The following is a 24,789-nucleotide window of genomic DNA, read 5'->3' as shown; positions in this document are numbered from 1 at the left end:
CCGCGCCCCTTGGGGGCGCGGGTCGGTTGGCCAACCGTTGGGCAGAACAGTGGGGAGGACGACTGGAGGGGGTGCCCGGCCGGGACGCCGTACGCCCTTGTGCCGGTCGTTCCGTGAGCCGTGGGAGGCCTAGGTGTCCAGCGCAGCCGAGCAGGAGGCGGTGGCCGAGGAGCAGCTGCCGGCTGCCGTCGTCAATGGCACACGGCATGCCGCGCCGCCGGCCGTCCCCGTGTGGCCGGGTGCGCCGACGCCGCTCGGGTCACGGTTCCGGGTGGGCCCCGACGGGGTCGCGGGCACCAACTTCGCGCTGTGGGCGGGCGGGGCCGAAGGGGTCGAGCTGTGCCTCTTCGACGAGCGGGGCAAGGAGACGCGGGCGCGGCTGACCGAACTGACGCACGAGATCTGGCACGGCTTCGTGCCGGGCGTGATGCCCGGGCAGCGGTACGGCTATCGGGTGCACGGCCGCTGGGACCCGTGGACCGGCGGTCGCTGGAACCCGGCGAAGCTGCTTCTGGACCCGTACGCCCGCGCGGTGGACGGCGACTTCAGTCTGCCGCCCGAGGTGTACGGGCATGTCCGCGACTGGCCGCAGCAGCAGGTCGCCGACACCGTGCGCGACGAGCGGGACTCGGCGCCGTACGTCCCCAAGGGTGTCGTCGTCCACGATGACGCACCCGACGACGAGTGGGAGGACGACCGCCGTCCGAAGACACCGTGGGCGGACTCCGTCATCTACGAGGTGCACGTACGGGGCTTCACGAAGCTGCACCCCGGGATACCCGAGGAACTCCGCGGCACCTACGCCGGTTTGGCGCATCCGGCGGCCATCGAGCACCTGGTGAAGCTGGGCGTCACGGCGGTGGAGCTGCTCCCCGTCCACCAGTTCGCCCACGAGGACCACCTGCTGCGGCGAGGCCTCAAGAACTACTGGGGCTACAACTCCATCGGCTACTTCGCCCCGCACGCCGGCTACGCCGCCTCCGCTACGACCGGCCAGCAGGTCGGCGAGTTCAAGCGCATGGTGCGCGCCCTGCACGCGGCCGGGATCGAGGTCATCCTCGACGTGGTCTACAACCACACGGCGGAGGCGGGCGAGCTGGGCCCGACGCTGTCGCTGAAGGGCATCGACAACCGGGGCTACTACAGGTTGCAGTCGGACGCGCGGAGGTACGCCGACTACACGGGCTGCGGAAACACCCTGCATGTCGTGCAGCCGCATGTCCTGAGGCTCATCACCGACTCGCTCCGCTACTGGGTCACGGAGATGGGCGTCGACGGCTTCCGCTTCGACCTGGCCGCCGCGCTGGCCCGGTCCATGCACGACGTCGACATGCTGTCCCCGTTCCTGGCGGTGATCGCCCAGGACCCGGTGCTGCGGCGCGTGAAGCTGATCGCCGAACCGTGGGACGTGGGGTCCGGCGGGTACCAGGTCGGCGCCTTCCCTCCGCTGTGGACGGAGTGGAACGACCGGTACCGCAACGCCGTCCGGGACTTCTGGCGGGGCGCGCTGCCGGACGTACGGGACCTCGGCTACCGCCTGTCGGGGTCCAGCGATCTCTACGCCTGGGGCGGCCGACGCCCGTACGCCTCGGTCAACTTCGTGACCGCGCACGACGGTTTCACGCTGCGGGACATGGTGTCGTACGAGCGCAAGCACAACGAGGCGAACGGCGAGGGCAACCGGGACGGTTCGGACGACAACCGGTCGTGGAACTGCGGCGCGGAGGGCGAGACCGACGACGAGCGGGTACGGGGGCTCAGGCGCCGTCAGTTGCGGAACCTGCTGACGACGCTGCTGCTGTCGACGGGCGTGCCGATGCTGGTCGCGGGCGACGAGCTGGGACGCACCCAGCGCGGCAACAACAACGCGTACTGCCAGGACAACGAGATCAGCTGGCTGGACTGGGAACTGCTGGAACAGCCGGGCTGGAAGGCCCTGTTCGACCTGACGTCGAGGCTCATCGCACTGCGGCACCAGCACCCGGTCCTGCGCCGCCGGGCCTTCTTCTCCGGACGGGCGCACTCCGCGGACGGGCTGCGGGACCTGGCCTGGTTCACGGCGCGGGGCACGGAGATGACGGAACGGGACTGGTACGCGCCGGCGGCCACCCTCGGCATGTATCTGTCCGGCCGGGACATCCCCGGCCGGGACGAGCGGGGTGCGCCGATCGTCGACGACAGCTTCCTCGCCGTACTGCACGCCGGGGACCGCCCGGCGAGCTTCGTCCTGCCGGGGCCGCCGTGGGCGGAGCGGTACGAGGTGGTGGTCGACACGGCCCGAGAGGCGCAGGCGGAGGAGCCGGGGGTGGCGCACCGGGCGGGGGCGACGATCACGGTGCCGGCTCGGGCGGTGCTGCTGCTGAAGGTGGCGGGGTAGATGGAATCCACGGAATCTCAACTACCTCTGTCGGCCATGCCGTTCGGGGCGCCGGGCCGATAGCCTCGTCCGGACCTCGTCCGAGACCGGTTGGCTCAGGCAACGTTTCAGGTCCATGAACTCCCCGCCGGATTTCTGGCCATCAGGTGGGGTCCGTTGATCCACTGAAGCACATGCCCGAGATATCCCGCCGCGCCTTCGCCGGCCTCGTCGGTGGCGGTGCCGTGACCGCCGTCGCCGGTACGGCCGCCACCGCCGGGGCCGCTGAGAACGCCCCCGCCGAGCGCCCCTTCCAGGCCCGCCACGCCGCCTCCTCCGGCAGGCGCCCCAACATCCTGGTCATCCTCGGTGACGACCTCGGCTGGGCCGACCTCTCCTCCTACGGCGCCCCGCACATCAGGACGCCGCACCTGGACCGGCTGGCCCGCCAGGGTGTGCGGTTCACCGACGCGTACTCGGGGTCGGCCACCTGCTCGCCGACCCGGTTCAGCCTCTACACCGGGCGCTATCCGGGACGTACCCCGGGCGGGCTCGCCGAGCCGATCGGGAACCGGACGCAGGGGCTGGACCCGAACCACCCCACGCTCGCCTCCCTGCTGAAGAAGGCCGGTTACGCCACCGCCCTGATCGGCAAGTGGCACTGCGGCTGGCTGCCGGACTACAGCCCCACCAAGTCCGGCTGGGACGAGTTCTTCGGCAATCACGGAGGCGTGCTGGAGTACTTCTCCAAGCTCGGCCAGCTCGGCGACTACGACCTGTACGAGGGCGACGCCACCTACGAGGACCTGCGCTACTACACCGAGGTCCTGACCGAGCGGGCCGTCGAGTACGTCGGCCGGGACCACGACAGGCCCTGGCTGCTGAACCTCAACTTCACCACCCCGCACTGGCCGTGGCTCGCGGAGGACGACGAGGAGACGGGCGCCGAGATCGAGGCGAGGATCCGCGCCGCCAAGACGCAGGCCGAGGTCGTCGCCGCGCTCAACCACTACGACGGCGGCTCGGTCGAGAAGTACAGGGAGATGGTGGAGAGCCTGGACTCCGCCGTCGGCGAGGTGCTCGCCGCGCTGCGCCGCTCCGGGCAGGAGGAGAACACCCTCGTCCTCTTCGCCAGCGACAACGGGGGTGAGCGCTACTCCTACAACTGGCCGCTCAGCGGCGAGAAGTTCGTGCTGCTCGAAGGCGGCATCCGCGTCCCGACGATCGTGCGCTGGCCCGCCCGCGTCGACGGCCACCAGGTCAGCCACGAGCCCAACTTCTCCCCCGACTGGGCGGCGACCCTGCTGGAGATCGGCGGCGCCCGCCCCGACCCGGCGTACCCGCTGGACGGCACCAGCCTCGCCGGATACCTGCTCAGGGGCGAGGAGCTGCCCGAGCGGGACCTGTTCTGGCGGGTGCGGGCCAACCGGGCGCTGCGGCGCGGGGACTGGAAGTACTACCAGGACGCCACCAAGGCCGACCACCTCTACAACCTGGCCGCCGACGCCCGCGAACAGGCCGATCTGGCCCCGGACAAGCCCGAGTTGCTCGCCGAACTGAAGGCGTCCTGGGAGAAGACCGCGGGCACGCTGCTGCCGTACCCGAACTAGCCGAGGATTCCCCGCTCGTACGCCGTCGCCACCGCCGCCGCCCGGTCCTTGACGGCCAACTTGGCGTACAGGTGGGTGAGATGGGTCTTCACGGTCGCCTCGCTGATGAACAGTTCACGGGCGATCTCACGGTTGGACGTGCCCCTGGCGACCAGGGCCAGCACCTCGCGCTCGCGCGCGGAGAGCGGCTCCTTGCCGGGGGCGCGCACGGCCGAGACCAGACGGGAGGCGACGGCCGGGGAGAGGACCGTACGGCCGTCCGCCGCCGCGCGGACGGCCGTGAACAGCTCGTCGCGCGGGGCGTCCTTGAGCAGATAGCCCGTCGCGCCCGCCTCGATCGCGGGCAGGGTGTCCGAGTCCGTGTCGTACGTCGTGAGGACGAGCACCTTCGCGCGGGCGGACCGGCGGGTCAGTTCCCGGATGGCGTCGACTCCCCCGCCGCCCGGCATGCGCAGATCCATCAGGATCACGTCGGGGTCGAGCGCGGCGGCCTTCGACAGTGCCTCGACACCGTTCGACGCCTCGCCGAGGACGGTGAATCCGGGGGCGTTCTCGAACATGCCGCGCAGACCGTCCCGTACGACGGGATGGTCGTCGACGATCAGCAGTGAGATGTCACGGGTCATGGCGGACCAACGGTACGCGAGCCGACAGCGCCGTGCCGTGGCCCGGCTCGGACTCCACGGCGAGGGAGCCGGCGATGCGTTCGGCGCGGGCGCGCATCCCGTCGAGGCCGAAGCCGCCGGTGCGGGTGCGTGCGGGGGCGGCGAGGGGGTCGAAGCCCCGGCCGTCGTCGCGGATGTCGAGGATCACCTCGTCGCCCAGGAAGCTGAGGGTCACCCCGACGCGGGTGGCCCGCGCATGGCGGGCGGCGTTCGACAGGGCCTCCTGGACGATCCTCAGCAGGGTGGCCGCGACCTCCTCGTGCAATTGCTCCGCCCGGCCTGTCACGGTGAACTCGGCCCGTACGCCCGTCCGTTCGCCCCATTCGGCGACCGTCTTCTTCAGCGCCTCCGGCAGCCCGGCGTCCTCCAGCGCCACCGGGGCGAGGTTGTGCACCGAGCGGCGGGCCTCGCCGAGGCTGTGCCGGGCCAGGCCGGAGGCGCGGGCGAGATGGGTGCGGGCGACGTCCAGGTCGGGGGCGTTCGCGACGACCTGGAGCTGGGCGATGATGCCGGTCAGGCCCTGGGCGATGGTGTCGTGGATCTCGGCGGCGAGCCGCCGGCGCTCGTCGGCGACGCCCGCTTCCCGTGCCTGGACGAGGAGTTGGGCGTGAAGGGCGGCGTTGTCGTCGAGCGCCTGCTGCAACGCCGTGTTGGTGCGTTCGAGTTCGGTGATGGTGACGGCCCGGTCGCGGGAGCGCTGTTCCTCCTGGCGGGCGAAGTGGCCGACCATCATCAGCAGGGTGCTGTTCGCGACCAGCATGACGCCGAACAGCACCCACTGGATCCAGCTGTGGAACGGGAACCCACCGGCCTGCGAGCCCGCGATCACGACGGCGTGGCCGAGGAGACCGAGCCGCTGCCATCGCCTGCCGGGGATCAGTTCGTCGCTGTCGAAGTAGCCGGTTGCCGCGTAGAACGCGAAGAACGGGTTGATCCATGTCAGCGCGAAGGAGACCGCCCAGCGCAGGGCGTAGATGACTGCTCCACGGCGGGACGGGGTCCGGCAGCCGTGTCGCGGGCCGAGCCAGAGCTGAAGCCCCGCCGCGGCGACGACGAGAGCCCCGCCCGCGTACCACTCGGCCGGGCTCGCGATCAGTTCGTGCGCGGCGAGCGAGAGGAGGGTGGAGACGAGGAGCAGCCCGTAGGGGCCCCAGCTGTGGAACTGGTCCTGGCGCCGGTCGATGTGTGCGTACGACACGGTCATCTCCCCAGTCTGCACGGCCACCTGTCTACTCCCAGCGGAACCAGCGCGACGCGGCGGCGGTGAGCAGCACGGTCCAGGCCATCAGCACGCCCAGGTGGGTCCAGCCCGGCCAGTCGCCCCCGGCGGCCCGGTTGAGGGCCTCGGCGGCCGCGCCGAACGGCGTGTAACCGACGATCCGGGCCAGCACGTCCGGCATGGCCTGTACCGGCAGCCACACGCCCGCGCAGAACATCGCCGGGAAGAACACCGCCGACCCGATCGCCGCCGCGATCTTCGTCGTACGGGACAGCGCGCAGATCACGGCTCCCAGGGCGAGGACCGCGAGCACGGCCAGGACGAGGGCGAGGACGTATCCGAAGGGCTGTTCGGGCAGGCGTACGTCGAAGGCGAGACGGCCCACGAGGAGGGTGGTCAGCGCCGATGCCAGGGCGGCTGCGGCGAACACGACCAGCTGCGCGGACAGCAGCGCGGCGGGGCGGACCGGGGTGGTGGACATGCGGCGCAGGATGCCCTGCTCGCGGTAGCCGGTGAGGGTCTGCGGCATCGCCTGGATGCCGCCCACGATCAGACCGAGCAGCACGGTCACGGGGACGTAGACGTCGATGGTCCGCAGGCCCCCGAGGTTGTCCTCGTGATCGTGGAAGGCCGGGACGGAGCCGAGGATCACCAGCAGCAGGGTCGGGAACGCGAGCATCCAGAAGAGGGCGCCGGGTTCGCGGCACAGGAGTCGCAACTCGGTCTTCAGGACGGTGGTGTTCATGCCACTGTCTCCTTGGTCTCGGTGAGGTCCAGGAACGCGTCGTCCAACGTGGCGTCGGTGACCCGGAGTTGGTGGGCGGTGATGCGGTGGCGGGCCAGCAGCGTGATGACGGCGTCGACCGTCTCGTCGGTGCCGGCGAGCGTGACGCGGCCCTCCCGGTGCTGGACCGACGCGAGCGCGGGCAGGCCGTTCAGGTCACGGTCGTCGAGCGGGGCGGACGGCGTGAAGCTGATGACGGTGGCGCCCGCCGAGCGGCGGATCAGTCCGGCCGGGGTGTCCAGGGCGGCGATCCGGCCCTTGTCGATCACCGCGATCCGGTCGCACAGCCGCTGCGCCTCCTCCATGAAGTGCGTGACCAGCAGGACGGTGACACCGCTCGCGCGGACCTCCTCGATGAGCTCCCAGGTGTCGCGGCGGGCGCGGGGATCGAGGCCCGTGGTCAGCTCGTCGAGGACGACGACCCTGGGGTTGCCGATGAGGGCGAGCGCGATGAACAGGCGCTGCTTCTGACCGCCGGACAGCTTGCCGAACCGGGTGGTCAGCTTGCCGGTCAGGCCGAGGCGCTCGGCGAGGGGGCGCCAGTCGGCGGGCTTCTCGTGGAACGCGGCATACAGCTCCAGGGCCTCGCGCACGGTCAGCTTGGGCTGGAGCTCGCTCCGCTGGAGCTGGGCGCCGAGGACGCGGGCGACCCGCTCGTGGTCGGCGATCGGGTCGAGGCCGGTGACACGGACACGGCCGGCGTCGGGGACGCGCAGGCCCTCCACGCACTCGACGGTGGTGGTCTTGCCGGCTCCGTTCGGGCCGAGGACGCCGAAGATCTCGCCTTCCTCGACGGCGAAGGAGACACCGTCCACGGCGGGCCGGCCGCCGTAGGACTTGCGCAGTTCGGTGACTTCGATGACGGACATGGCATCAGCGTCGCGGTGGGCGGGCGGTGCGCACATCGGCCGTCGCGCTCGAAGCGGCATCGGCCGATCGGTTGATGCGGGGGTACGACGGTGCCGTGCGGTCGGTCGAACGCGCAGGTCGTAGGTCCAGCGGCCGATTCGACTCCGGCCAAAACTCGGTGGGCGTTGTCAGTGCCGATTTGTAGGCTCACTGCTGATGCCCTCGACACGTGCCACCACCAAGGAACACTCCGCCGTCCGTACCCTGCTGCGCCTGTGGCCGTACGTCAGGCCCGTCCGGGCGCGGCTGCTCGGCGCCGCGTCGGTGGCGATCCTCGCGTCCTGTACGGGGCTGGTGATCCCGCTCGTCCTGAAGTGGATGGTGGACGGACCGGTCGCCGACCAGGATCCGGCGGGCGTGTGGCTCGGCGCGCTGTTCCTGCTGTTGCTCGGGCTCGGGGAGGCGTTGCTGTTCGGGCTGCGGCGGTGGCTGGTGGCGCGGCCGCTGTCCCATGTCGAGGCGGAGATGCGGGCGGATCTGTACGGGCATCTGCAGCGGCTGCCGGTGTCGTTCCATGACCGGTGGGCGTCGGGGCAGTTGCTGTCGCGCGGCACCACCGACCTGATGCTGGTGCGGATGTTCCTGGCGTTCCCGCTGACGTTCCTGCTGGTCAACGGGGTGACAATCCTCATCGGCGTGATCATCATGCTGCTCCAGGACTGGACGCTCGGGCTGGTGATCCTGGGGCCCGCCGTGCCCGTGATCGTCACGTGCGTGCTTTTCGAGCGGCGGTACTTCCATGTGGCGCGGCTCGCCCAGGACCAGGTCGGCGATCTGACGACGGTCGTCGAGGAGAGCGTGCTCGGCATCCGCATCATCAAGGGCTTCGGGCGGCACCGCAGCCAGGCGCGGGCGTTCCGTGAGCTGTCGCGGACCCTGCGCGGGACGGAGCTGCGCAAGGCCCGGCTGCTCGCGTCGATCTGGGGTGTCATCGTGACGCTGCCGGAGATCGCCATCGGTGCCGCGCTGGTGCTGGGGGCGGTACAGGTGGCCGACGGGGACCTGTCGGCGGGGACCCTGGTCGCCTTTCTGTCCACGGCTCTGGCGCTGCGGTGGCCCATCGACTCGATCGGCTTCCTGCTGGCGATCAGCCAGGACGCGGCGAGCGCGACGGAACGGTATTTCGAGGTGATGGACGAAACGCCGGAGGACTCCGCGGTGAGCGCGGCCGACGTCGGCCGTAAGGACAGCGGGCTGCGGTTCGACCACGTCGTCTTCCGCTACCCCGACGCTCCCTCCGACTCCCCGCCCGTCCTGGACCGCATAGACCTCCACATACGCCCCGGCGAGTCCATGGCCCTGGTCGGCGCCACCGGCAGCGGCAAAACCACCCTCACCGCCCTCGTCCCCCGCCTGCATGAGGTCACCTCCGGTCACATCACCCTCGACGGCCAGGACATCGCGGCCATGCCCAGGGAGTCGCTGCGCGAACTCGTCGCCGTGGCCTTCGAGGAGCCCACCCTCTTCTCGGCCGGCGTCGGCGACAACGTGCTGATGGGCGCCGAAAGCACCGCGGGGGCCACGGAGTTGGAGCGCGCCCTCGCCGTCGCCCAGGCCGACTTCGTGCACGCCCTCCCCCAGGGCACCGACACCCAGGTCGGAGAACAGGGCCTGAGCCTCTCCGGCGGCCAGCGGCAGCGTCTCGCGCTCGCGAGGGCGGTGGTCGGGCAGCCCCGGTTCCTCGTGCTCGACGACCCGCTGTCCGCACTGGACGTGCACACCGAGGCCGCCGTGGAAGCCGCGCTGCGGGAGGTGCTCGCCGAGACCACCGCGCTCATCGTGGCGCACCGGCCCTCGACCGTGCTGCTGGCCGACCGGGTCGCCCTGCTGTCGGAGGGCCGGATCACCGCCGTGGGCACCCACCACGAACTGCTGCGCACGAACGCCGAGTACGCCCACCTCATGTCGGGGTCCGGGGAGACGGGGGAGGACCGATGACGGCGCCGACGAAGGCCGCGTCCACCACCGCCGACGAGGAACCGGACGGCCACAGGGCCGCCGGCGGCGGTGATCCCTTCGACCGCGACGTCCTGCCCACGCCGCCCCGCGCGACCTCCGACCTCCTGCGCTCCCTGCTCACGCCGATGAAGGCCCGCGCCCTCGGCGCCGCGCTTCTGCTGCTGCTCCAGCAGGCGGCGGTGCAGGCGGGCCCGCTGCTGGTGGCGTACGCGATCGACAGCGCCGTACCGGCGTTCCGCGAGGACCGCCACGGTCCGCTGATCGCCGTGGGCGTCGGCTATCTGCTGTGTGCGCTGGCCGCGGGCGGGCTGCAGTACGTGTTCATCCTCGCCTCGGCCCGGGTCAACCAGGATGTGCTCCTCGACCTGCGCGGCCGTATCTTCCGCCATGCGCAGGCCCTCAGCGTCGACTTCCACGAGCGCTACACCTCGGGCCGGCTCATCTCCCGCTCCACGGCGGACGTCGAGTCGCTGCGGGAGCTCCTGAGCGAGGGGCTCCAGGAGCTGGTGACGGTCGTCCTGTCCTTCGTCTACATCTCGGCGCTGCTGCTCTGGCTGGACCTGGGCCTCGGCGCGGTGGCGGTGGCGTCGTTCGTGCCGCTCTATCTCCTCATACGGATCTACCAGCGGCGCGCGGGAGAGGTGTACACCCGGCGGTCCACCGCGATCGCCGCCGTGATCGTGAAGTTCGTCGAGACGATGAACGGCATCCGCCCGGTGCGCGCGTTCCGCCGCGAGGCGGCCAACGACGCCGACTTCGCCCTGCTCAACAGGCGGCACGAGCGCACGAACGGCGACGCGCTCATCGAGATGGCCCGCTACGTCGTCGGCTCCCGGCTGGTCGCCAACACGGCCGTCGCCCTGATCGTGCTGTGGGGCGCCCACCGGGTGGCGGGCGGCACGCTGGAGCTCGGTGTGCTGGCGGCGGCGGTGCTGTATCTGCGGCGGCTGTACGACCCGATCGACCGGCTCGGCATGTTCCTCAACTCGTACCAGTCGGCGGCGGCCTCACTGGAGAAGATCGCGGGCCTGCTCGCGCAGACGCCGTCGGTGCCGGAACCGTCCGAGCCCCGGCAGCTTCCGCCCCTGGAGTCCGAGCACCCGGGCCGCGAGGTCGTCTTCGACGGCGTCCGCTTCGCCTACCGCACCGGTGGCGAGGTCCTGCCCCGCTTCGACCTGACCCTCCCCACCGGACAGACGGTCGCGGTGGTCGGCTCGACCGGCGCCGGCAAGTCCACGCTGGCCAAGCTCCTCGCCCGCTTCTACGACCCCTCCGAGGGCCGCGTCCTGCTCGACGGCGTCGATCTGCGCGAGCTGGCCGTGCCCGAACTGCGGCGCGGGGTCGTCATGGTGACGCAGGAGGCCTTCCTGTTCTCCGGCACGGTCGCCGACAACATCGCCATCGGCCGCCCGGACGCCACCCGCGAGGACATCGAGCGGGCCGCGAAGGCGATCGGCGCCCATGAGTTCATCAGCGCCCTGCCCGACGGCTACGACACGGACGTACGCAAGCGGGGCGGCCGTATCTCCGCCGGTCAGCGCCAACTCGTCGCGTTCGCACGGGCGTTGCTCGCCGACCCGGCGGTGCTCATCCTGGACGAGGCGACCAGCTCGCTGGACATCCCGGGCGAACGGGCCGTGCAGCGGGCGATGTCGACGGTCCTGCACGGCCGTACGGCGGTGGTGATCGCCCACCGTCTCTCCACGGTCGCGATCGCCGACCGGGTGCTGGTGATGGAGCACGGCCGGATCGTCGAGGACGGCCCACCGGCCGAACTCATCGCGGGGACAGGCAGGTTCGCGGATCTGCACCGGGCGTGGCGGGACAGTCTGGCGTAGGGAATCGGGGGGACGACAGGTGATCGACGCGTACGAGGATCCCGGCACGCCCGACGCGCGGGGCGGCTGGTGGTATCTGCGGTGGCTCGTGCGGTGCCAGGCGGGCCGGTGTGCCCTCGGGGCGGTGATCGCCAGCACCTGGATGGTGCTGCTGGCCGCGACGCCGTACCTGATGGCCAAGGCGATCGACGAGGGTCTGGAACCGGGCGACTTCGGCGCGCTGACCGGCTGGTCGGCGGCCCTCTTCGTGGTGGGGTCGTTCAACGCGTGGCTGAGCATCATGCGGCACCGCACGATGACCCGGGTGCGGATGGACGCCAACTTCCGCACGGTGAAGGTCGTCGTCGGCCACGCGGTCCGGCTCGGCGCCGCGCTGTCGCGCCGGGCGGGCGCCGGGGAGGTCGTCACGATCGGGGTGGGCGACGTACAGACGATCGCGCAGGCCCTGACCGTGGTCGGCCCTGGCGTCGGGGCCGTCGTCGCCTATCTGACGATCGCCGGACTGCTGGTCTCGGTCTCACCGCTGATCGCGGTCGTGGTGCTGCTGGGCATCCCGGCGATCGTCGTCCTCGTCGGACCTCTCCTCACCCGCCTGCAGGGCACGGAGACCGAGTACCGCGAGCGCCAGGGCGTCCTCACCGCGCGCATCGCCGACCTCGCGGGCGGCCTCCGCGTCCTCAACGGCCTCGGCGGCAAAGGCCTGGTCGCGGACGCCTTCCACCGCGACTCCCAGCACCTGCGCGCCCAGGGCTACCGCGTCGGCGCGGTCACCAGCTGGGTCCAGGCCCTCGGCGTGGGCCTCCCGACGATCTTCCTGTCCGTGGTGACCTGGCTGGCCGCCCGTCTCGCCGCCCAGGGCGACATCACCGTGGGCGAGCTGGTCTCGGTCTACGGCTATGTCGCGGTCCTGGTGGGCCCGGTGGCCTTCTGGGTCGAGTGCGGCTACATGCTGAGCCGGGGCGTGGTGGCGGCCCGCCGTGTCGTGGGTTTCCTGCGCCTGCAGCCGATGGAGGACGCTGGCACGAGGCCGGCCCCCGCGGAACCGTCGGTACTCCACGACCCCGAGTCAGGTGTGAGGGTGCGGCCGGGCCGTCTGACGGCACTGGCGAGCGCACATCCGGCGGAGACGGCGACGGTGATCGACCGCCTGGGGAGGTACACCCCGTCGCGAACGACCTGGGGTGAAATCCCCCTGGACGAGATCCCGTTGACGGAGATCCGCGCCCGCATCCTGGTCGCGGACCACGAGGCAGACCTGTTCGCAGACACCCTGCGCAATGTCGTAGAGGGCGCCGGAGACGCCTTTAGGGGCGCGGGGAACTGCGCGACCAGCCACAACGAGCCCGCAGACGCCATACGACCATCCAAGGCACCCCCTGAAGCGCAGATAACCCAAGCCCTCCACGCAGCGGTAGCCGACGACATAGTCCAAGCCCTCCCCGACGCCCTCGACTCCCCCGTCGACGCCCAGGGACGCAACCTCTCCGGCGGCCAACGCCAACGCATCCGCCTGGCAAGAGCCCTCGCCGCAAACCCGGAGATCCTCCTCGCGGTAGAACCCACCTCCGCCCTGGACGCCCACACAGAGGCCCGCGCAGCCGACCGCCTCAAGCACGCCCGCAACGGCCGCACCACCGTCGTCACCACCACGTCCCCCCTCGTCCTGGACCGCGCGGACACCGTCCTCTACCTGGTCGACGGCAAGCGCGTAGCGTCCGGCACCCACCGCCAGCTCCTCGACACCACCCCGGGCTACCGCGAACTCGTCGCCAGGGACACCGACTCCGAGGAGGCCGTACGGTGACGTCCGGACACCTGCCCGTCGCCGAACCCGCGGACGTCCGCAAGGCCTCGCTCCGACTGATCCGAGCCGACGGCCGAGCCTTCACCGCCGCCCTTTCCCTCAACGCGCTGGCCGCGATCGCCGGCCTCGGCGGCCCCTGGCTGCTCGGCAGAATCATCGACGAGGTACGCGCAGGCCGCGCGGTGGGCGCCGTGGACCGGCTCGCCCTCGCCCTGCTGGTGTGCTCCCTCACGGAGTTGCTCCTGGCCCGCTGCGCCCGCTATGTGGGCCACCGCTTCGGCGAACGCACCCTCGCCCGTGTCCGCGAGGAGTTCGTGGACCGCACCCTCGCCCTGCCCGCGTCCGTGGTGGAACGCGCGGGAACAGGCGACCTCACCGCCCGCGGTACGGCGGATGTGGCCACGGTCGGCACGACACTGCGCGACGCCGGTCCCGACCTGTTCATCAACTCCGTACGGTTCCTGTTCGCGCTCGCCGCCATCTTCCTGATCGATCCCGTCCTCGGCGCCGTCGGCGTACTCGGCCTCACCCCGATCTGGTTCGCCCTGCGCTGGTATCTGCGCCGGGCCCGGGTGGGCTATCTCGCCGAGGGCGCGGCGACCTCGGACGTCGCCGAGATCGTCGCGGCGACGGCGGCGGGCGCCCGTACGGTGGAGGCGCTCCGGCTGGGGGAACGGCGTGTCCGGGCCAGCCGGGACACCATCGAGACCGCGCGGCGCACCCGCCTCCACACCCTCTACCTGCGCAGCGTGTTCTTCCCTTCGGTGGAGGTGGCGTACCTCCTCCCCATCGCCGGGATCCTGATCATCGGCGGACTCCTGCACACGCACGGGGCGATGAGCCTGGGCTCGGTCGTGGCGGCCGCCCTCTACCTCAACCAGCTGATCAACCCGCTCGACCAGATCCTGGTCCGGGTCGAGCAACTGCAGAGCGCCGGTGCCTCGTTCGCCCGCGTGGAGGGGCTGGCGCGCGCTCCGCGGGCCACCGGGGCCAAGCCCCTGTCTCCGGCCGGCGACCGGATCGACGTGACCGGCGTGCGGTATTCGTACGGGCGGGGCGGCGAGGTGCTGCACGGGGTCGACCTCACGGTACGGCCCGGGGAGCGGCTCGCGGTGGTGGGGCCGTCCGGCGCCGGGAAGACCACGCTCAGCCGACTCATCGCGGGTGTCGACGCGCCCAGTGCGGGCACCGTGACGGTCGGCGGGGTGCCCGTCGTCGAGCTCGGCCCCGAACAGCTGCGCCGCCAGGTCGTCCTGGTCACGCAGGAGCACCATGTGTTCCTGGGGTCGGTCCGGGACAACCTGCGGATCGCCGAAACATCCGCCGGGGACGAGGAGTTGTGGTCCGCGCTGGCCGCGGTCGGCGCCGACGCCTGGGTGCGGGAGCTGCCCGACGGCCTCGACACCGCGCTGGGTGACGGCGGTCACCCCACCGACGGCTCGCAGGCCCAGCAACTCGCCCTGGCCCGCGTGGTCCTGGCCGACCCGCACACCCTGATCCTGGACGAGGCGACGGCGTTGCTCGACCCGACCACCGCCCGGCACACCGAGCGCGCCCTGGCCGCCGTACTGGAGGGACGTACCGTCATCGCGATCGCGCACCGGCTGCACACCGCGCACGACGCGGACCGGGTGGCGGTGATGGAGGACGGACTGCTCACCGAACTCGGCTCGCACGAGGAGCTGGTGGCGGCGGACGGGGCGTACGCGGCGCTGTGGCACTCGTGGCACGGGGACCGGCCATCCTGACGATCAGGCAAATTGCCCGTATAACGAACATGACCAACCGGGCAACGGACGATTTCCAGCCAACTTCCTGACGCGCTCCTGACAGAAACCGCGAACTGCTGCCACTCTTCCCACGACCCCGCCACAGCAACCCCACAGCACCTGCACAGCGCTGTGCCGCGGCCGAACTCCCGCACGCGCAATTCCCGTTCTGCCCGGCCGGCCCACCCGCCGCCCGGTCTCCCCCGGCCGCGCGACCCGCGGCCCGCAGACGCAGGAGTCAGTGTTGAGAGCGAGTTCCTCCCACAGACGCACCTCCCACACCATGCCCCGCCGGGCCGCCGCAGTAGCGCTGGTCGGTGTGTCCGCCCTGATCGCCGCGGCCGTCCAGTCGGGCGCCGCGTCCGCAGCCCCGGAGAAGGCACCGTCGGCCGCGGGCAAGGTCATACCGGGCGCCGAGTCGGTCAAGCTGACGCCCGCCCAGCGCGCCGCGCTGATCCGCACGGCCAACGCCGCCAAGGCGGACACCGCCAGGGAACTGGGCCTGGGCGCCAAGGAGAAGCTGGTCGTCCGTGACGTCCTCAAGGACGGCGACGGAACGATCCACACCCGCTACGAGCGTACCTACGACGGTCTGCCCGTTCTCGGCGGCGACCTCGTCGTGGAGTCCACGAAGGCCGACGCGACCGAGGCCGTCGTGAAGGCGACCCGCGCCGCCATCAAGCCGGCCACCACCACGGCCGCCGTCTCCGCCGCCAAGGCCAAGAGCCAGGCCCTCGGCGCCGCGAAGGCGGAGGACGCCAAGAGCCCCGCCGTCAACCGCGCCCCGCGCAAGGTGATCTGGGCCGGCGACGGCAAGCCGACCCTGGCGTACGAGACGGTCGTGGGCGGCTTCCAGCACGACGGCACCCCGCAGGAGCTGCACGTCGTCACCGACGCCGCCACGGGCGAGAAGCTGTACGAGTGGGAGGCCATCGAGACCGGCACCGGCAACACGGTGTACTCGGGCACGGTCACCCTCGGCACCACACAGTCCGGGTCGACGTACAACCTCACGGACGGCACCCGCGGCGGCCACAAGACGTACAACCTCAACCGCGGCACCTCCGGCACCGGCACGCTGTTCTCCGGTGCCGACGACATCTGGGGCAACGGCAGCGCCTCCAACCTGGAGTCGGCCGCCGCGGACGCGCACTACGGTGCCGCGCTGACGTGGGACTACTACAAGAACGTACACGGGCGCAGCGGTATCCGCGGCGACGGCGTCGGGGCGTACTCGCGCGTCCACTACGGCAACAACTACGTCAACGCGTTCTGGTCCGACAGCTGCTTCTGCATGACGTACGGCGACGGCTCGGGCAACGCCAACCCGCTGACGTCGATCGACGTGGCCGCGCACGAGATGACCCACGGGCTCACCTCCAACACGGCCGGACTCAACTACTCCGGTGAGTCCGGTGGCCTGAACGAGGCGACCTCGGACATCTTCGGCACGACCGTCGAGTTCTACGCCAACAACTCCTCCGACGTCGGTGACTACCTCATCGGCGAGGAGATCAACATCAACGGCGACGGCACGCCGCTGCGTTACATGGACCAGCCGAGCAAGGACGGTTCGTCGTACAACAACTGGACGTCCAGCATCGGCAGCGCCGACGTGCACTACTCGTCCGGCCCGGCGAACCACTTCTTCTACCTCCTGTCCGAGGGCAGTGGCGCCAAGACCATCAACGGCGTCAGCTACAACTCGCCCACCGCGGACGGCCTTCCGGTCACCGGCATCGGCCGCGACAAGGCGGAGAAGATCTGGTTCCGCGCGCTGACCACGAAGTTCACCTCCACGACCAACTACGCGGCGGCCCGCACCGGCACCCTCGCGGCGACGGGTGAGCTGTACGGCACGACGAGCGCGGAGTACACGGCGGTCCAGAACGCCTGGGCGGGCGTGGCGGTCGGCTCGCGTCCCGGCGGTGGCGGTGGCGGCGGCACCTCCTTCGAGAGCACGACCGACGTATCGATTCCGGACAACGGGGCCGCGGTGACGTCCTCGATCGCCGTGACCGGGCGTACGGGCAACGCGCCGTCGAACCTCGCGGTCGCGGTCGACATCGTGCACACCTACATCGGTGACCTCCAGGTCCAGCTGGTCGCCCCCGACGGCACGGCGTACACGCTGAAGGCGTACGGCACCGGCGGCAGCACGGACAACCTCAACACCACCTACACGGTGAACGCGTCCTCCGAAGTCGCCAACGGGACCTGGCAGTTGAGGGTTCAGGACAACGCGGCCATCGACACCGGCTACATCAACAGCTGGAAGCTCACCTTCCCGTAGACCGGATGGTGCTGAGCGACTGAAGGACAGGGCGCCGTCCCGGTGGTTCGACTCCCCGGGGCGGCGCCCTCTTTTTGCCAGCGCCTTACCGAGGGCTTGTTGGGCCTTTGCCGAGGTCAAGTCGCTTCACATTGCGGCAATGTTCACTCAGGAGCGGGTTTTCGGCCAACATCACGACGGGGTCATGACATTTATGCGGCCCTGATGCCACTCTTCCTCACACCCGCCGCACAACTTCACAACCACCCCGGGCCGGTTGCCCCACAGCCGTCCGGGCTCCCCCACCAAGGAGCTTGTGTGACCCCCGTCTACGCGCGTCACAAGCGCACCACTCTGGCCATCGCCACCGCTGTCGCGGCCGGAGCCCTCCTCACCACCGGTCTGACCGGCGGCACCGCCGCGGCACAGAGCCCGGCGGAAGCCACGGGCAGGGCGACCCTCGCCTCCGCCCCCCTTCAGCTGTCCCCTGCCGCGCGCACCACGCTCATCAACCAGCAGCAGGCCGGCGCCTCGGACACCGCCCAGGAGATAGGCCTCGGCGCCAAGGAGAAGCTGGTCGTCAAGGACGTCGTGAAGGACGTCGACGGCACCGTCCACACGCGTTACGAGCGCACCTACGCCGGTCTGCCGGTCCTCGGTGGCGACCTGGTCGTCCACAAGTCGAAGTCCGGTGCGACCAAGGGCGTCTCCAAGGCGACGACCAAGAGCATCAAGGTCGCCTCCCTGACCCCGAAGCTCACCGTCGTCAAGGCCGAGAAGCAGGCGCTGACCGCCGCCGAGGCCGCGGGCTCGGAGAAGACCGCCGCCGACGGCGCGCGCAAGGTCATCTGGGCCGGCTCGGGCACCCCCGTCCTCGCCTACGAGACGATCGTCGGCGGCTTCCAGGACGACGGCACCCCGAACCAGCTGCACGTCATCACCGACGCCGCCACCGGCAAGAAGCTCTTCGAGTACCAGGGCATCGAGAACGCGACCGGCACCGGCAAGAGCCTGTACTCGGGCACGGTCAGTCTGGAGACCACCCTGTCGGGCTCGACGTACCAGCTGACCGACGGCACGCGCGGCAGCCACAAGACGTACAACAAGGCCCACGCCACCAGCTCCTCCGCGGGCACGCTGTTCACGGACGCCGACAACACGTGGGGCACCGGAGCCGCCTCCAGCTCCACCACCGACCAGACCGCGGCCGTCGACGCCGCCTACGGCGCGGCGACCACCTGGGACTTCTACAAGTCCACCTTCGGCCGCAGCGGCATCAAGAACAACGGTGTCGCGGCCTACTCCCGGGTCCACTACGGCAACGCGTACGTCAACGCGTTCTGGGACGACAGCTGCTTCTGCATGACGTACGGCGACGGCGAGGGCAACGTCAGCCCGCTGACCTCGCTGGACGTGGCCGGCCACGAGATGAGCCACGGCGTCACCTCGAACACGGCGGGCCTGAACTACAGCGGTGAGTCCGGCGGCCTCAACGAGGCGACCTCGGACATCTTCGGCACGGGTGTCGAGTTCTACGCGGCCAACTCCAACGACGTCGGTGACTACCTCATCGGCGAGGAGATCGACATCAACGGCGACGGCACCCCGCTGCGCTACATGGACAAGCCCAGCAAGGACGGCGGCTCGGCGGACTCCTGGTCCTCCTCCGTCGGCAACCTGGACGTCCACTACTCGTCCGGCGTCGCGAACCACTTCTTCTACCTCCTGTCGGAGGGCAGCGGTTCGAAGACGATCAACGGCGTGAGCTACAACTCGCCGACGTCCAACGGCTCCACGGTCACCGGCATCGGCCGCGCGAAGGCGCTCCAGATCTGGTACAAGGCGCTGACGACGTACTTCACGTCGACGACCAACTACAAGGCGGCACGCACGGGCACGCTCTCGGCGGCCTCCGCCCTGTACGGCTCCACCAGCACCGAGTACAACGCGGTCGCCGCGGCCTGGTCCGCGGTCAACGTGAGCTAGCCCGAGGGCGGCTCGCTGGGCGGCACCCGGGACGAAGGCATTCCGGGGTGCCGCCCTACCCTTGTCTCCCATGTCCTTCACGTACGACGACGTAGGCGCGACCCAGCGGAACGGTTTCTGCCCGCCCGGCTTCCGCCCCCTCCACGTCCGCACCCGCATCGGCGAGGGCGAACAGGTCTTCCGCCGCGCCTCGGAAGCGGTCCTGACCTGGGAGATGCACCGCGCGATGGGCGTCGGCATCGACGCCTCCGCGGAACGCGCGGCACCCGACGTCGACGTCACGGTGACGCTGGCCGGGGTCATCAAGGCGCCCTGCCGCGTGGTCTGGACGGTGGAGGAACACCGCCGCGCGGGCTGGGCGTACGGAACACTTTCCGGCCACCCCGAGTGCGGCGAGGAGTCCTTCGTCGTGGACCGGACGGGGGACGGCACGGTCTGGCTCACCATCTCCGCGTTCAGCCGGGCCGCGAAGTGGTACACCCGGGCGGGCGGGCCCGCGACGCGAGGGTTGCAGCATGCCTATGCGCGCAGGTGCGGGGTGGTGTTGCGGCGGCTGAGCGGCGGGGACGAGGACTGAGTCCTGCCCGGCCCGCATCAGCCGCCTGGCAAGCACCTGCGCGCGTCACCTCATCAGCACACCCGCCCCCTCCACCACATCCTCCGAAGGCACCGCCACGAGCCCCAACTCCGCCCCGGACGCCAGCAGTCGATGGGACGGAAGGATGCGGACGGTGTACCCGAAGGGCCCCGTCCGGTCCAGTGACAGCGGCCCCTCGTACACCCACTGCCCCTCCGGGTCCGGCCCGCCCACGGGCTTCAGGGGAACCGTCATCGCGTCCGCGATCCGGTCCTCCTCGTCCACGCGCCCGGAGACGGCCTGGACCTCGACGTCCTCGGGGCTCAGCTCACCGAGCCCCACCCGCACCCGGAGCCCGAGTGTCGAGCCCAGTTCCGCCGTGGTCGTCGCGACCGACGTCTCGACGTGGTCCACCGTGACCGAGGACCAGGCACCCCGCACCCGCGCCTTCCAGACCGCGAGCTCCCGCGCCGGCTCCGGCGTCATCGCGCGATGCGCATGCGCTGCCGGGGTGTAGAGCCGCTCCACGTAGTCGCGGACCATACGGCCGGCCAGCACCTTCGGGCCGAGCAGCGTCAAGGTCTGGCGGACCATCTCGATCCAGCGGTCCGGCAGCCCGCCCTGCCCCCGCTCGTAGAACCGCGGTGTGACCCGCTGCTCCAGCAGGTCGTACAGCGCCGCCGCCTCCACGTCGTCCCGGTGGTCGGGATCCGTCCCCGTGCCGTCCGCCGTCGGGATCGACCAGCCGAAGTCGGGCTGGAACCACTCGTCCCACCAGCCGTCCAGGACCGACAGGTTGAGGCAGCCGTTGAGCGCCGCCTTCATGCCCGAGGTCCCGCACGCCTCCAGCGGGCGCAGCGGATTGTTCAGCCAGATGTCGCAGCCCGGGTACAGCTTCTGCGCCATCGCCATGCCGTAGTCCGGCAGGAACACGATCCGATGCCGCACCCTGGGGTCGTCCGCGAACCGAACCAGCTCCTGGACCAGGCGTTTGCCGCCGTCGTCCGCCGGGTGCGCCTTCCCCGCGACCACGATCTGGATCGGGCGCTCGGGGTGCAGCAACAGGTCCATCAGACGGTCGCGGTCGCGCAGCATCAGCGTCAGGCGTTTGTACGACGGGACGCGCCGCGCGAATCCGATCGTCAGGACGTCGGGGTCCAACACCCCGTCGATCCACCCCAACTCCGCCGTCCCCGCGCCCCGTTGGCGCCACGACACACGCAGTCGCTCCCGCACCTCCGTCACCAGCTGCTCGCGCAGCACCCGGCGCAGCTCCCAGATGTCCTGGTCGGGGATCTCCCCCACCGCGTCCCACCGGTCCGAGCCGCCGACCGTCAGCGCGTCCTCCGTGCGCTGGGCGCCGATCTGCCGGGCGCCGAGCCGGAAGACCTCCGGTGCGACCCAGGTCGGGGCGTGCACCCCGTTCGTCACGGAGGTGATCGGCACCTCGTCGGGGTCGAATCCCGGCCAGAGTCCGGAGAACATCTCGCGGCTGACATGACCGTGGAGCAGCGAGACACCGTTCGCGCGCTGCCCCAGCCGCAGGCCCATCACCGCCATGTTGAACAGGTTGGGCTCGCCACCCGGATACGTCTCCATGCCCAGCCGCAGGATCCGTTCGACGTCGATGCGCGGCAATTCGGCATCAGCCCCGAAGTGCCGGGCGACCAGCTCACGGTCGAAGCGGTCGATGCCGGCGGGGACGGGGGTGTGGGTGGTGAAGACCGTCCCGGCCCGGACCGCCTCCAGCGCCGCATCGAAATCAAGCCCTTGATCGCCCAGTTCGGCGATCCGCTCCAGCCCCAGGAACCCCGCGTGGCCCTCGTTGGTGTGGAAGACCTCGGGTGCGGCGTGGCCGGTCAGCCGGCAGTACGTGCGGACCGCCCGGACCCCGCCGATTCCCAGCAGCATCTCCTGGAGGAGCCGGTGTTCGCTGCCGCCGCCGTAGAGCCGGTCGGTCACCCCTCGTTCGCCGAGATCGTTCTCCTCGACGTCGGAGTCGAGCATCAGCAAGGGCACGCGGCCGACCTGGGCCAGCCAGATCCGGGCGTGCAGCTGTTTGCCGCCGGGCAGGGCCAGCGACACCTGTGCGGGCGTGCCGTCGGCCTCCTTCAACAACCCCACGGGCAGCTCGTTGGGGTCGAGAACCGGATAGTGCTCCTGCTGCCAGCCGTCCCGGGACAGCGACTGGCGGAAGTAGCCGTGCCGGTACAGGAGCCCCACACCGATCAGCGGGACGCCCAGGTCACTGGCCGCCTTCAGATGGTCGCCCGCGAGGATGCCCAGACCGCCGGAGTACTGCGGCAGGGCCGCTGTGACGCCGAACTCGGGCGAGAAGTAGGCGACAGCGGCGGGGAGTTCGCCCGACTGCGCCTGGTACCAGCGCTCGCCGGAGACGTAGTCGTGCAGATCGTCCGCGGCGGCCGTCAGCCGGCGCAGGAAGCGGCGGTCCTCCGCCAGCTCCGCGAGGCGCCGGGGCGGTACGTCGCCCAGCAGGCGTACGGGATCGCAGCCCGAAGCGGCCCAGCACTCCGGATCGACCGACTGGAACAGGTCACGGGTCTCCGCATGCCAGGACCAGCGCAGATTGCGCGCCAGGTCGCTCAGCGGCCGGAGGGGTTCGGGCAGTACGGGTCGGACGGTGAAGCGACGGATAGCCTTCATTGCCACCTCGTACGACGTGCGGAGGGGGACGCACCGCGCTGTGCGCCCCGTCGTCACCGTCGACGGTATCGGCCGACGGCCGTCGTAACCACGGTGCCGCAGAAGCAGACAGACCGGAAAACGCCGCAACCTTCACGCGCCCCCCATGGACGATATGGCCGATTCCGCCCCCGTAGGCGTCCTTGTGGTGGCTTCGCACCCCACGAGAGGCTGCACGTGGCGTATCGGCCACGCCGGTCGACTCCCGGTGAACCACGGCCGCCGTACGCCGAGTTGAGGAGGGGAACTCACACCATGGCACGGACGCGCACACGGCGTCTGCGCTGGGCGGGGGGCTTGACCGCGGTGACCTGTGCCGCCGCGCTTTCAGCCATCACCCTGCCCGCGCACGCCGCACCGGAGGGGAAGATACTCGGCGCCGGGAACCCCGGTTCCGTCGGGGGAAGCTACCTGGTGACTCTCAAGGGGGAAACGAAGGCTCCGTCGTCGGCGGGAAAGAGTCTCGCCGAGAAGTACGGGGCGAAAATAAGCCATACCTACGGCACGGTCCTCAACGGCTATGCGATCAAGGCCAATGAGAGACAGGCCAAGTTGCTCGCGGCCGACTCCCGCGTGGCGTCGGTCGCCCAGGACACCCGAGTGACCCTGGAGCACACCCAGCAGAACCCGCCGTCCTGGGGGCTGGACCGCGTCGACCAGAAGAATCTGCCGCTGGACCAGAGCTACACCTGGCCCGAGTCCGCGGGCGCGGGCGCGACGGTGTACGTGATCGACACCGGCATTCGCATCTCGCACAAGGACTTCGGCAAACGCGCCAGTTACGGCTGGGACTTCGTCGGCAACGACAGGACCGCGAGCGACGGGAACGGCCACGGCACCCATGTCGCCGCCACCGTCGCGGGCACCAAGTACGGCGTCGCCAAGCAGGCCCAGGTCGTCGCCGTCCGGGTCCTCGACAACGCGGGATCGGGCACGACCGCCCAGGTCATCGCGGGTATCGACTGGGTGACCAAGCACGCGAGGAAGCCCGCGGTCGCCAACGTCAGCCTCGGCGGCTACCGCAACGCCCAACTCGACGCCGCCGTACGCAACTCGATCAAGTCGGGTGTCACGTACACGGTCGCGGCCGGCAACGACGCACTGCCGGCGAGCCTCTACTCACCCGCGAACGTCAAGCAGGCGATCACGGTCGGCGCGAGCGACAAGAAGGACGCACGGGCGGACTTCTCGAACTTCGGTGCGGCACTCGACCTGTTCGCCCCTGGCGTCGCGATCACCTCGGCGTCCAACAAGGGCGACACCGCCAAGGCCACCTACTCGGGTACGTCGATGGCGTCGCCGCACGCGGCGGGCACGGCCGCGCTCTATCTGGCCGACCACCCCAAGGCCACACCCGCACAGGTGTCCAAGGCACTGGTCGCACAGGCGGTTTCCGGAAAAATCTCCGGCCGAGGGCTTGCCTCGCCGAACAAACTGCTGCAGGTTCCGGCCTCGTAGCGACAGCGTGCGGAAACCGGCCCCGTTCATCTCGAACGGGGCCGGTCTTGTGTGTAGACATACGCGTGAGTAGTTAACAAAGTGCCGGATTGCCCACCCGAATAGGGTGGGAAGGCTCCTCCGGTACAACCCTCAGGAACACCACGCAGGACCCACCTCCCCACAGCCATCCGCCCACCCACGTTGACGCGGACAGGAGCGGTCATGCCCGCCACGCACCACTCGTCAGCACCCCCGACGACCGGTACCGAGACACCGCCCGAGCAGTACTCGGCAGACATCCAGCCACCGCCTCCGGAGCCACCCTCCACCGGCGACGGCATCGGGCGCATACCCGTCCTCGACGTCCGTCCGATCGTCCAGCGCGGACGCCGGCCCGCGAAGGCGGTCACCGGCGAGACCTTCGCGATCTCGGCCACCGTGTTCCGCGAAGGCCATGACGCGGTCGCCGCCAACGTCGTACTGAAAGACCCCGAGGGCCGCCCGGGCCCCTGGACGCCGATGCGCGAACTGGCCCCCGGCACCGACCGCTGGGGCGCCGACGTCAGCGCCGGCGAACCCGGGCACTGGACCTTCCAGGTCGAGGCCTGGGGCGATCCGATCAGCACCTGGCGCCACCACGCCCAGATCAAGATCCCGGCGGGCATGGACACCGACCTCGTCCTGGAGGACGGCGCGCGCCTGTACGAACGGGCGGCCGACGGCGTCCCCAAGGGCGAGGGCCTGCGCAAGGTGATCCGCGCCGCCGTGACCGCCCTCCGGGACGAGACCCGCCCGGCCGCGGCGCGGCTGGCGGGGGCGTTGACGCCCGAGGTGGACGCGGTGCTGGCGCGGTATCCGCTGCGGGATCTGGTGACCGTCTCCGAGGTGCTGCCGCTGC

Annotated in this window: 16 protein-coding genes; 11 read left to right on the top strand and 5 right to left on the bottom strand. The window is 70.8% G+C overall.

Going from position 1 to position 24,789, the window contains the following annotated elements:
• The first annotated feature begins 133 nt into the window (after positions 1 to 133).
• Both glgX and TN53_RS33695 read left to right on the top strand, forming a co-directional pair.
• Complete coding sequence (gene glgX, locus TN53_RS33700) at positions 134 to 2,377, top strand: glycogen debranching protein GlgX (protein ID WP_046262576.1); 2,244 nt, start codon at positions 134 to 136, stop codon at positions 2,375 to 2,377.
• A 173-nt stretch (positions 2,378 to 2,550) separates the two neighbouring features.
• Positions 2,551 to 3,966, top strand: a complete 1,416-nt coding sequence (locus TN53_RS33695; protein ID WP_046262575.1) for a sulfatase — start codon at positions 2,551 to 2,553, stop codon at positions 3,964 to 3,966.
• Here TN53_RS33695 and TN53_RS33690 read toward each other — a convergent pair.
• The 4 genes from TN53_RS33690 to TN53_RS33675 are packed head-to-tail and all read right to left on the bottom strand — an operon-like array spanning position 3,963 to position 7,503.
• Complete coding sequence (locus TN53_RS33690) at positions 3,963 to 4,592, bottom strand: response regulator (RefSeq protein WP_046262574.1); 630 nt, start codon at positions 4,590 to 4,592, stop codon at positions 3,963 to 3,965. The two genes, TN53_RS33695 and TN53_RS33690, sit on opposite strands and share 4 nt — an antisense overlap.
• The gene (locus TN53_RS33685; RefSeq protein ID WP_046262573.1) at positions 4,582 to 5,835 is read right to left on the bottom strand and encodes a sensor histidine kinase; all 1,254 of its coding nucleotides are present in this window, start codon (positions 5,833 to 5,835) and stop codon (positions 4,582 to 4,584) included. Before TN53_RS33685 ends, TN53_RS33690 begins: the two co-directional genes overlap by 11 nt.
• 25 nt (positions 5,836 to 5,860) lie before the next feature.
• Complete coding sequence (locus tag TN53_RS33680; RefSeq protein ID WP_046262572.1) at positions 5,861 to 6,595, bottom strand: ABC transporter permease; 735 nt, start codon at positions 6,593 to 6,595, stop codon at positions 5,861 to 5,863.
• A complete protein-coding gene (locus TN53_RS33675) occupies positions 6,592 to 7,503 on the bottom strand; it encodes an ABC transporter ATP-binding protein (RefSeq protein WP_046262571.1) in 912 nt (303 codons plus the stop codon). The genes TN53_RS33680 and TN53_RS33675 overlap by 4 nt, the downstream gene beginning before the upstream one ends.
• 196 nt (positions 7,504 to 7,699) lie before the next feature.
• Between TN53_RS33675 and TN53_RS33670 the strand changes: the two genes are divergently transcribed.
• The 7 genes from TN53_RS33670 (at position 7,700) to TN53_RS33640 (ending at position 19,748) form a co-directional block, all read left to right on the top strand.
• A complete protein-coding gene (locus TN53_RS33670) occupies positions 7,700 to 9,481 on the top strand; it encodes an ABC transporter ATP-binding protein (protein WP_046262570.1) in 1,782 nt (593 codons plus the stop codon).
• Positions 9,478 to 11,340 carry an ABC transporter ATP-binding protein gene (locus TN53_RS33665; protein WP_046262569.1) on the top strand — a complete coding sequence of 621 codons (1,863 nt, stop codon included), beginning with the start codon at positions 9,478 to 9,480 and terminating at the stop codon, positions 11,338 to 11,340. Before TN53_RS33670 ends, TN53_RS33665 begins: the two co-directional genes overlap by 4 nt.
• 19 nt (positions 11,341 to 11,359) lie before the next feature.
• Complete coding sequence (locus TN53_RS33660) at positions 11,360 to 13,144, top strand: ABC transporter ATP-binding protein (protein WP_046262568.1); 1,785 nt, start codon at positions 11,360 to 11,362, stop codon at positions 13,142 to 13,144.
• On the top strand, positions 13,141 to 14,892 hold the full coding sequence (locus TN53_RS33655; RefSeq protein ID WP_046262567.1) for an ABC transporter ATP-binding protein: 1,752 nt from the start codon (positions 13,141 to 13,143) through the stop codon (positions 14,890 to 14,892). The genes TN53_RS33660 and TN53_RS33655 overlap by 4 nt, the downstream gene beginning before the upstream one ends.
• A 304-nt stretch (positions 14,893 to 15,196) precedes the next feature.
• On the top strand, positions 15,197 to 17,206 hold the full coding sequence (locus TN53_RS33650; protein ID WP_234441762.1) for a M4 family metallopeptidase: 2,010 nt from the start codon (positions 15,197 to 15,199) through the stop codon (positions 17,204 to 17,206).
• Positions 17,207 to 17,503: 297 nt separating this feature from the next.
• Positions 17,504 to 19,171 carry a M4 family metallopeptidase gene (locus TN53_RS33645; RefSeq protein WP_046262565.1) on the top strand — a complete coding sequence of 556 codons (1,668 nt, stop codon included), beginning with the start codon at positions 17,504 to 17,506 and terminating at the stop codon, positions 19,169 to 19,171.
• 70 nt (positions 19,172 to 19,241) lie between these two features.
• A complete protein-coding gene (locus TN53_RS33640; RefSeq protein WP_046262564.1) occupies positions 19,242 to 19,748 on the top strand; it encodes a DUF1990 family protein in 507 nt (168 codons plus the stop codon).
• Between the two features lie 45 nt (positions 19,749 to 19,793).
• On the opposite strand, the gene TN53_RS33635 is transcribed toward TN53_RS33640, so the two are convergent.
• Positions 19,794 to 22,412: a glycosyltransferase family 1 protein gene (locus TN53_RS33635; RefSeq protein ID WP_046262563.1), complete on the bottom strand. Its 2,619-nt coding sequence runs from the start codon at positions 22,410 to 22,412 to the stop codon at positions 19,794 to 19,796.
• Positions 22,413 to 22,706: 294 nt separating this feature from the next.
• Between TN53_RS33635 and TN53_RS33630 the strand changes: the two genes are divergently transcribed.
• Positions 22,707 to 23,909: a S8 family peptidase gene (locus TN53_RS33630; RefSeq protein ID WP_046262562.1), complete on the top strand. Its 1,203-nt coding sequence runs from the start codon at positions 22,707 to 22,709 to the stop codon at positions 23,907 to 23,909.
• A 204-nt stretch (positions 23,910 to 24,113) separates the two neighbouring features.
• Positions 24,114 to 24,789: maltotransferase domain-containing protein (locus TN53_RS33625; protein WP_159038228.1), on the top strand; the 676-nt coding region annotated here is incomplete at its 3' end.

The organism is Streptomyces sp. WM6386 (assembly GCF_000972385.1).
GTDB lineage: Bacteria > Actinomycetota > Actinomycetes > Streptomycetales > Streptomycetaceae > Streptomyces.
This window is presented reverse-complemented; position numbering and strand designations above follow the sequence as displayed.

Bases quoted from the DNA above. Each gene is read 5' to 3' on its own strand.
- TN53_RS33695 (WP_046262575.1), top strand. From the start codon at position 2,551: ATGCCCGAGATATCCCGCCGCGCCTTCGCCGGCCTCGTCGGTGGCGGT.
- TN53_RS33690 (WP_046262574.1), bottom strand. From the start codon at position 4,592: ATGACCCGTGACATCTCACTGCTGATCGTCGACGACCATCCCGTCGTA.
- TN53_RS33685 (WP_046262573.1), bottom strand. From the start codon at position 5,835: ATGACCGTGTCGTACGCACACATCGACCGGCGCCAGGACCAGTTCCAC.
- TN53_RS33680 (WP_046262572.1), bottom strand. From the start codon at position 6,595: ATGAACACCACCGTCCTGAAGACCGAGTTGCGACTCCTGTGCCGCGAA.
- TN53_RS33675 (WP_046262571.1), bottom strand. From the start codon at position 7,503: ATGTCCGTCATCGAAGTCACCGAACTGCGCAAGTCCTACGGCGGCCGG.
- TN53_RS33670 (WP_046262570.1), top strand. From the start codon at position 7,700: ATGCCCTCGACACGTGCCACCACCAAGGAACACTCCGCCGTCCGTACC.
- TN53_RS33665 (WP_046262569.1), top strand. From the start codon at position 9,478: ATGACGGCGCCGACGAAGGCCGCGTCCACCACCGCCGACGAGGAACCG.
- TN53_RS33650 (WP_234441762.1), top strand. From the start codon at position 15,197: ATGCCCCGCCGGGCCGCCGCAGTAGCGCTGGTCGGTGTGTCCGCCCTG.
- TN53_RS33640 (WP_046262564.1), top strand. From the start codon at position 19,242: ATGTCCTTCACGTACGACGACGTAGGCGCGACCCAGCGGAACGGTTTC.
- TN53_RS33635 (WP_046262563.1), bottom strand. From the start codon at position 22,412: ATGAAGGCTATCCGTCGCTTCACCGTCCGACCCGTACTGCCCGAACCC.
- TN53_RS33630 (WP_046262562.1), top strand. From the start codon at position 22,707: ATGGCACGGACGCGCACACGGCGTCTGCGCTGGGCGGGGGGCTTGACC.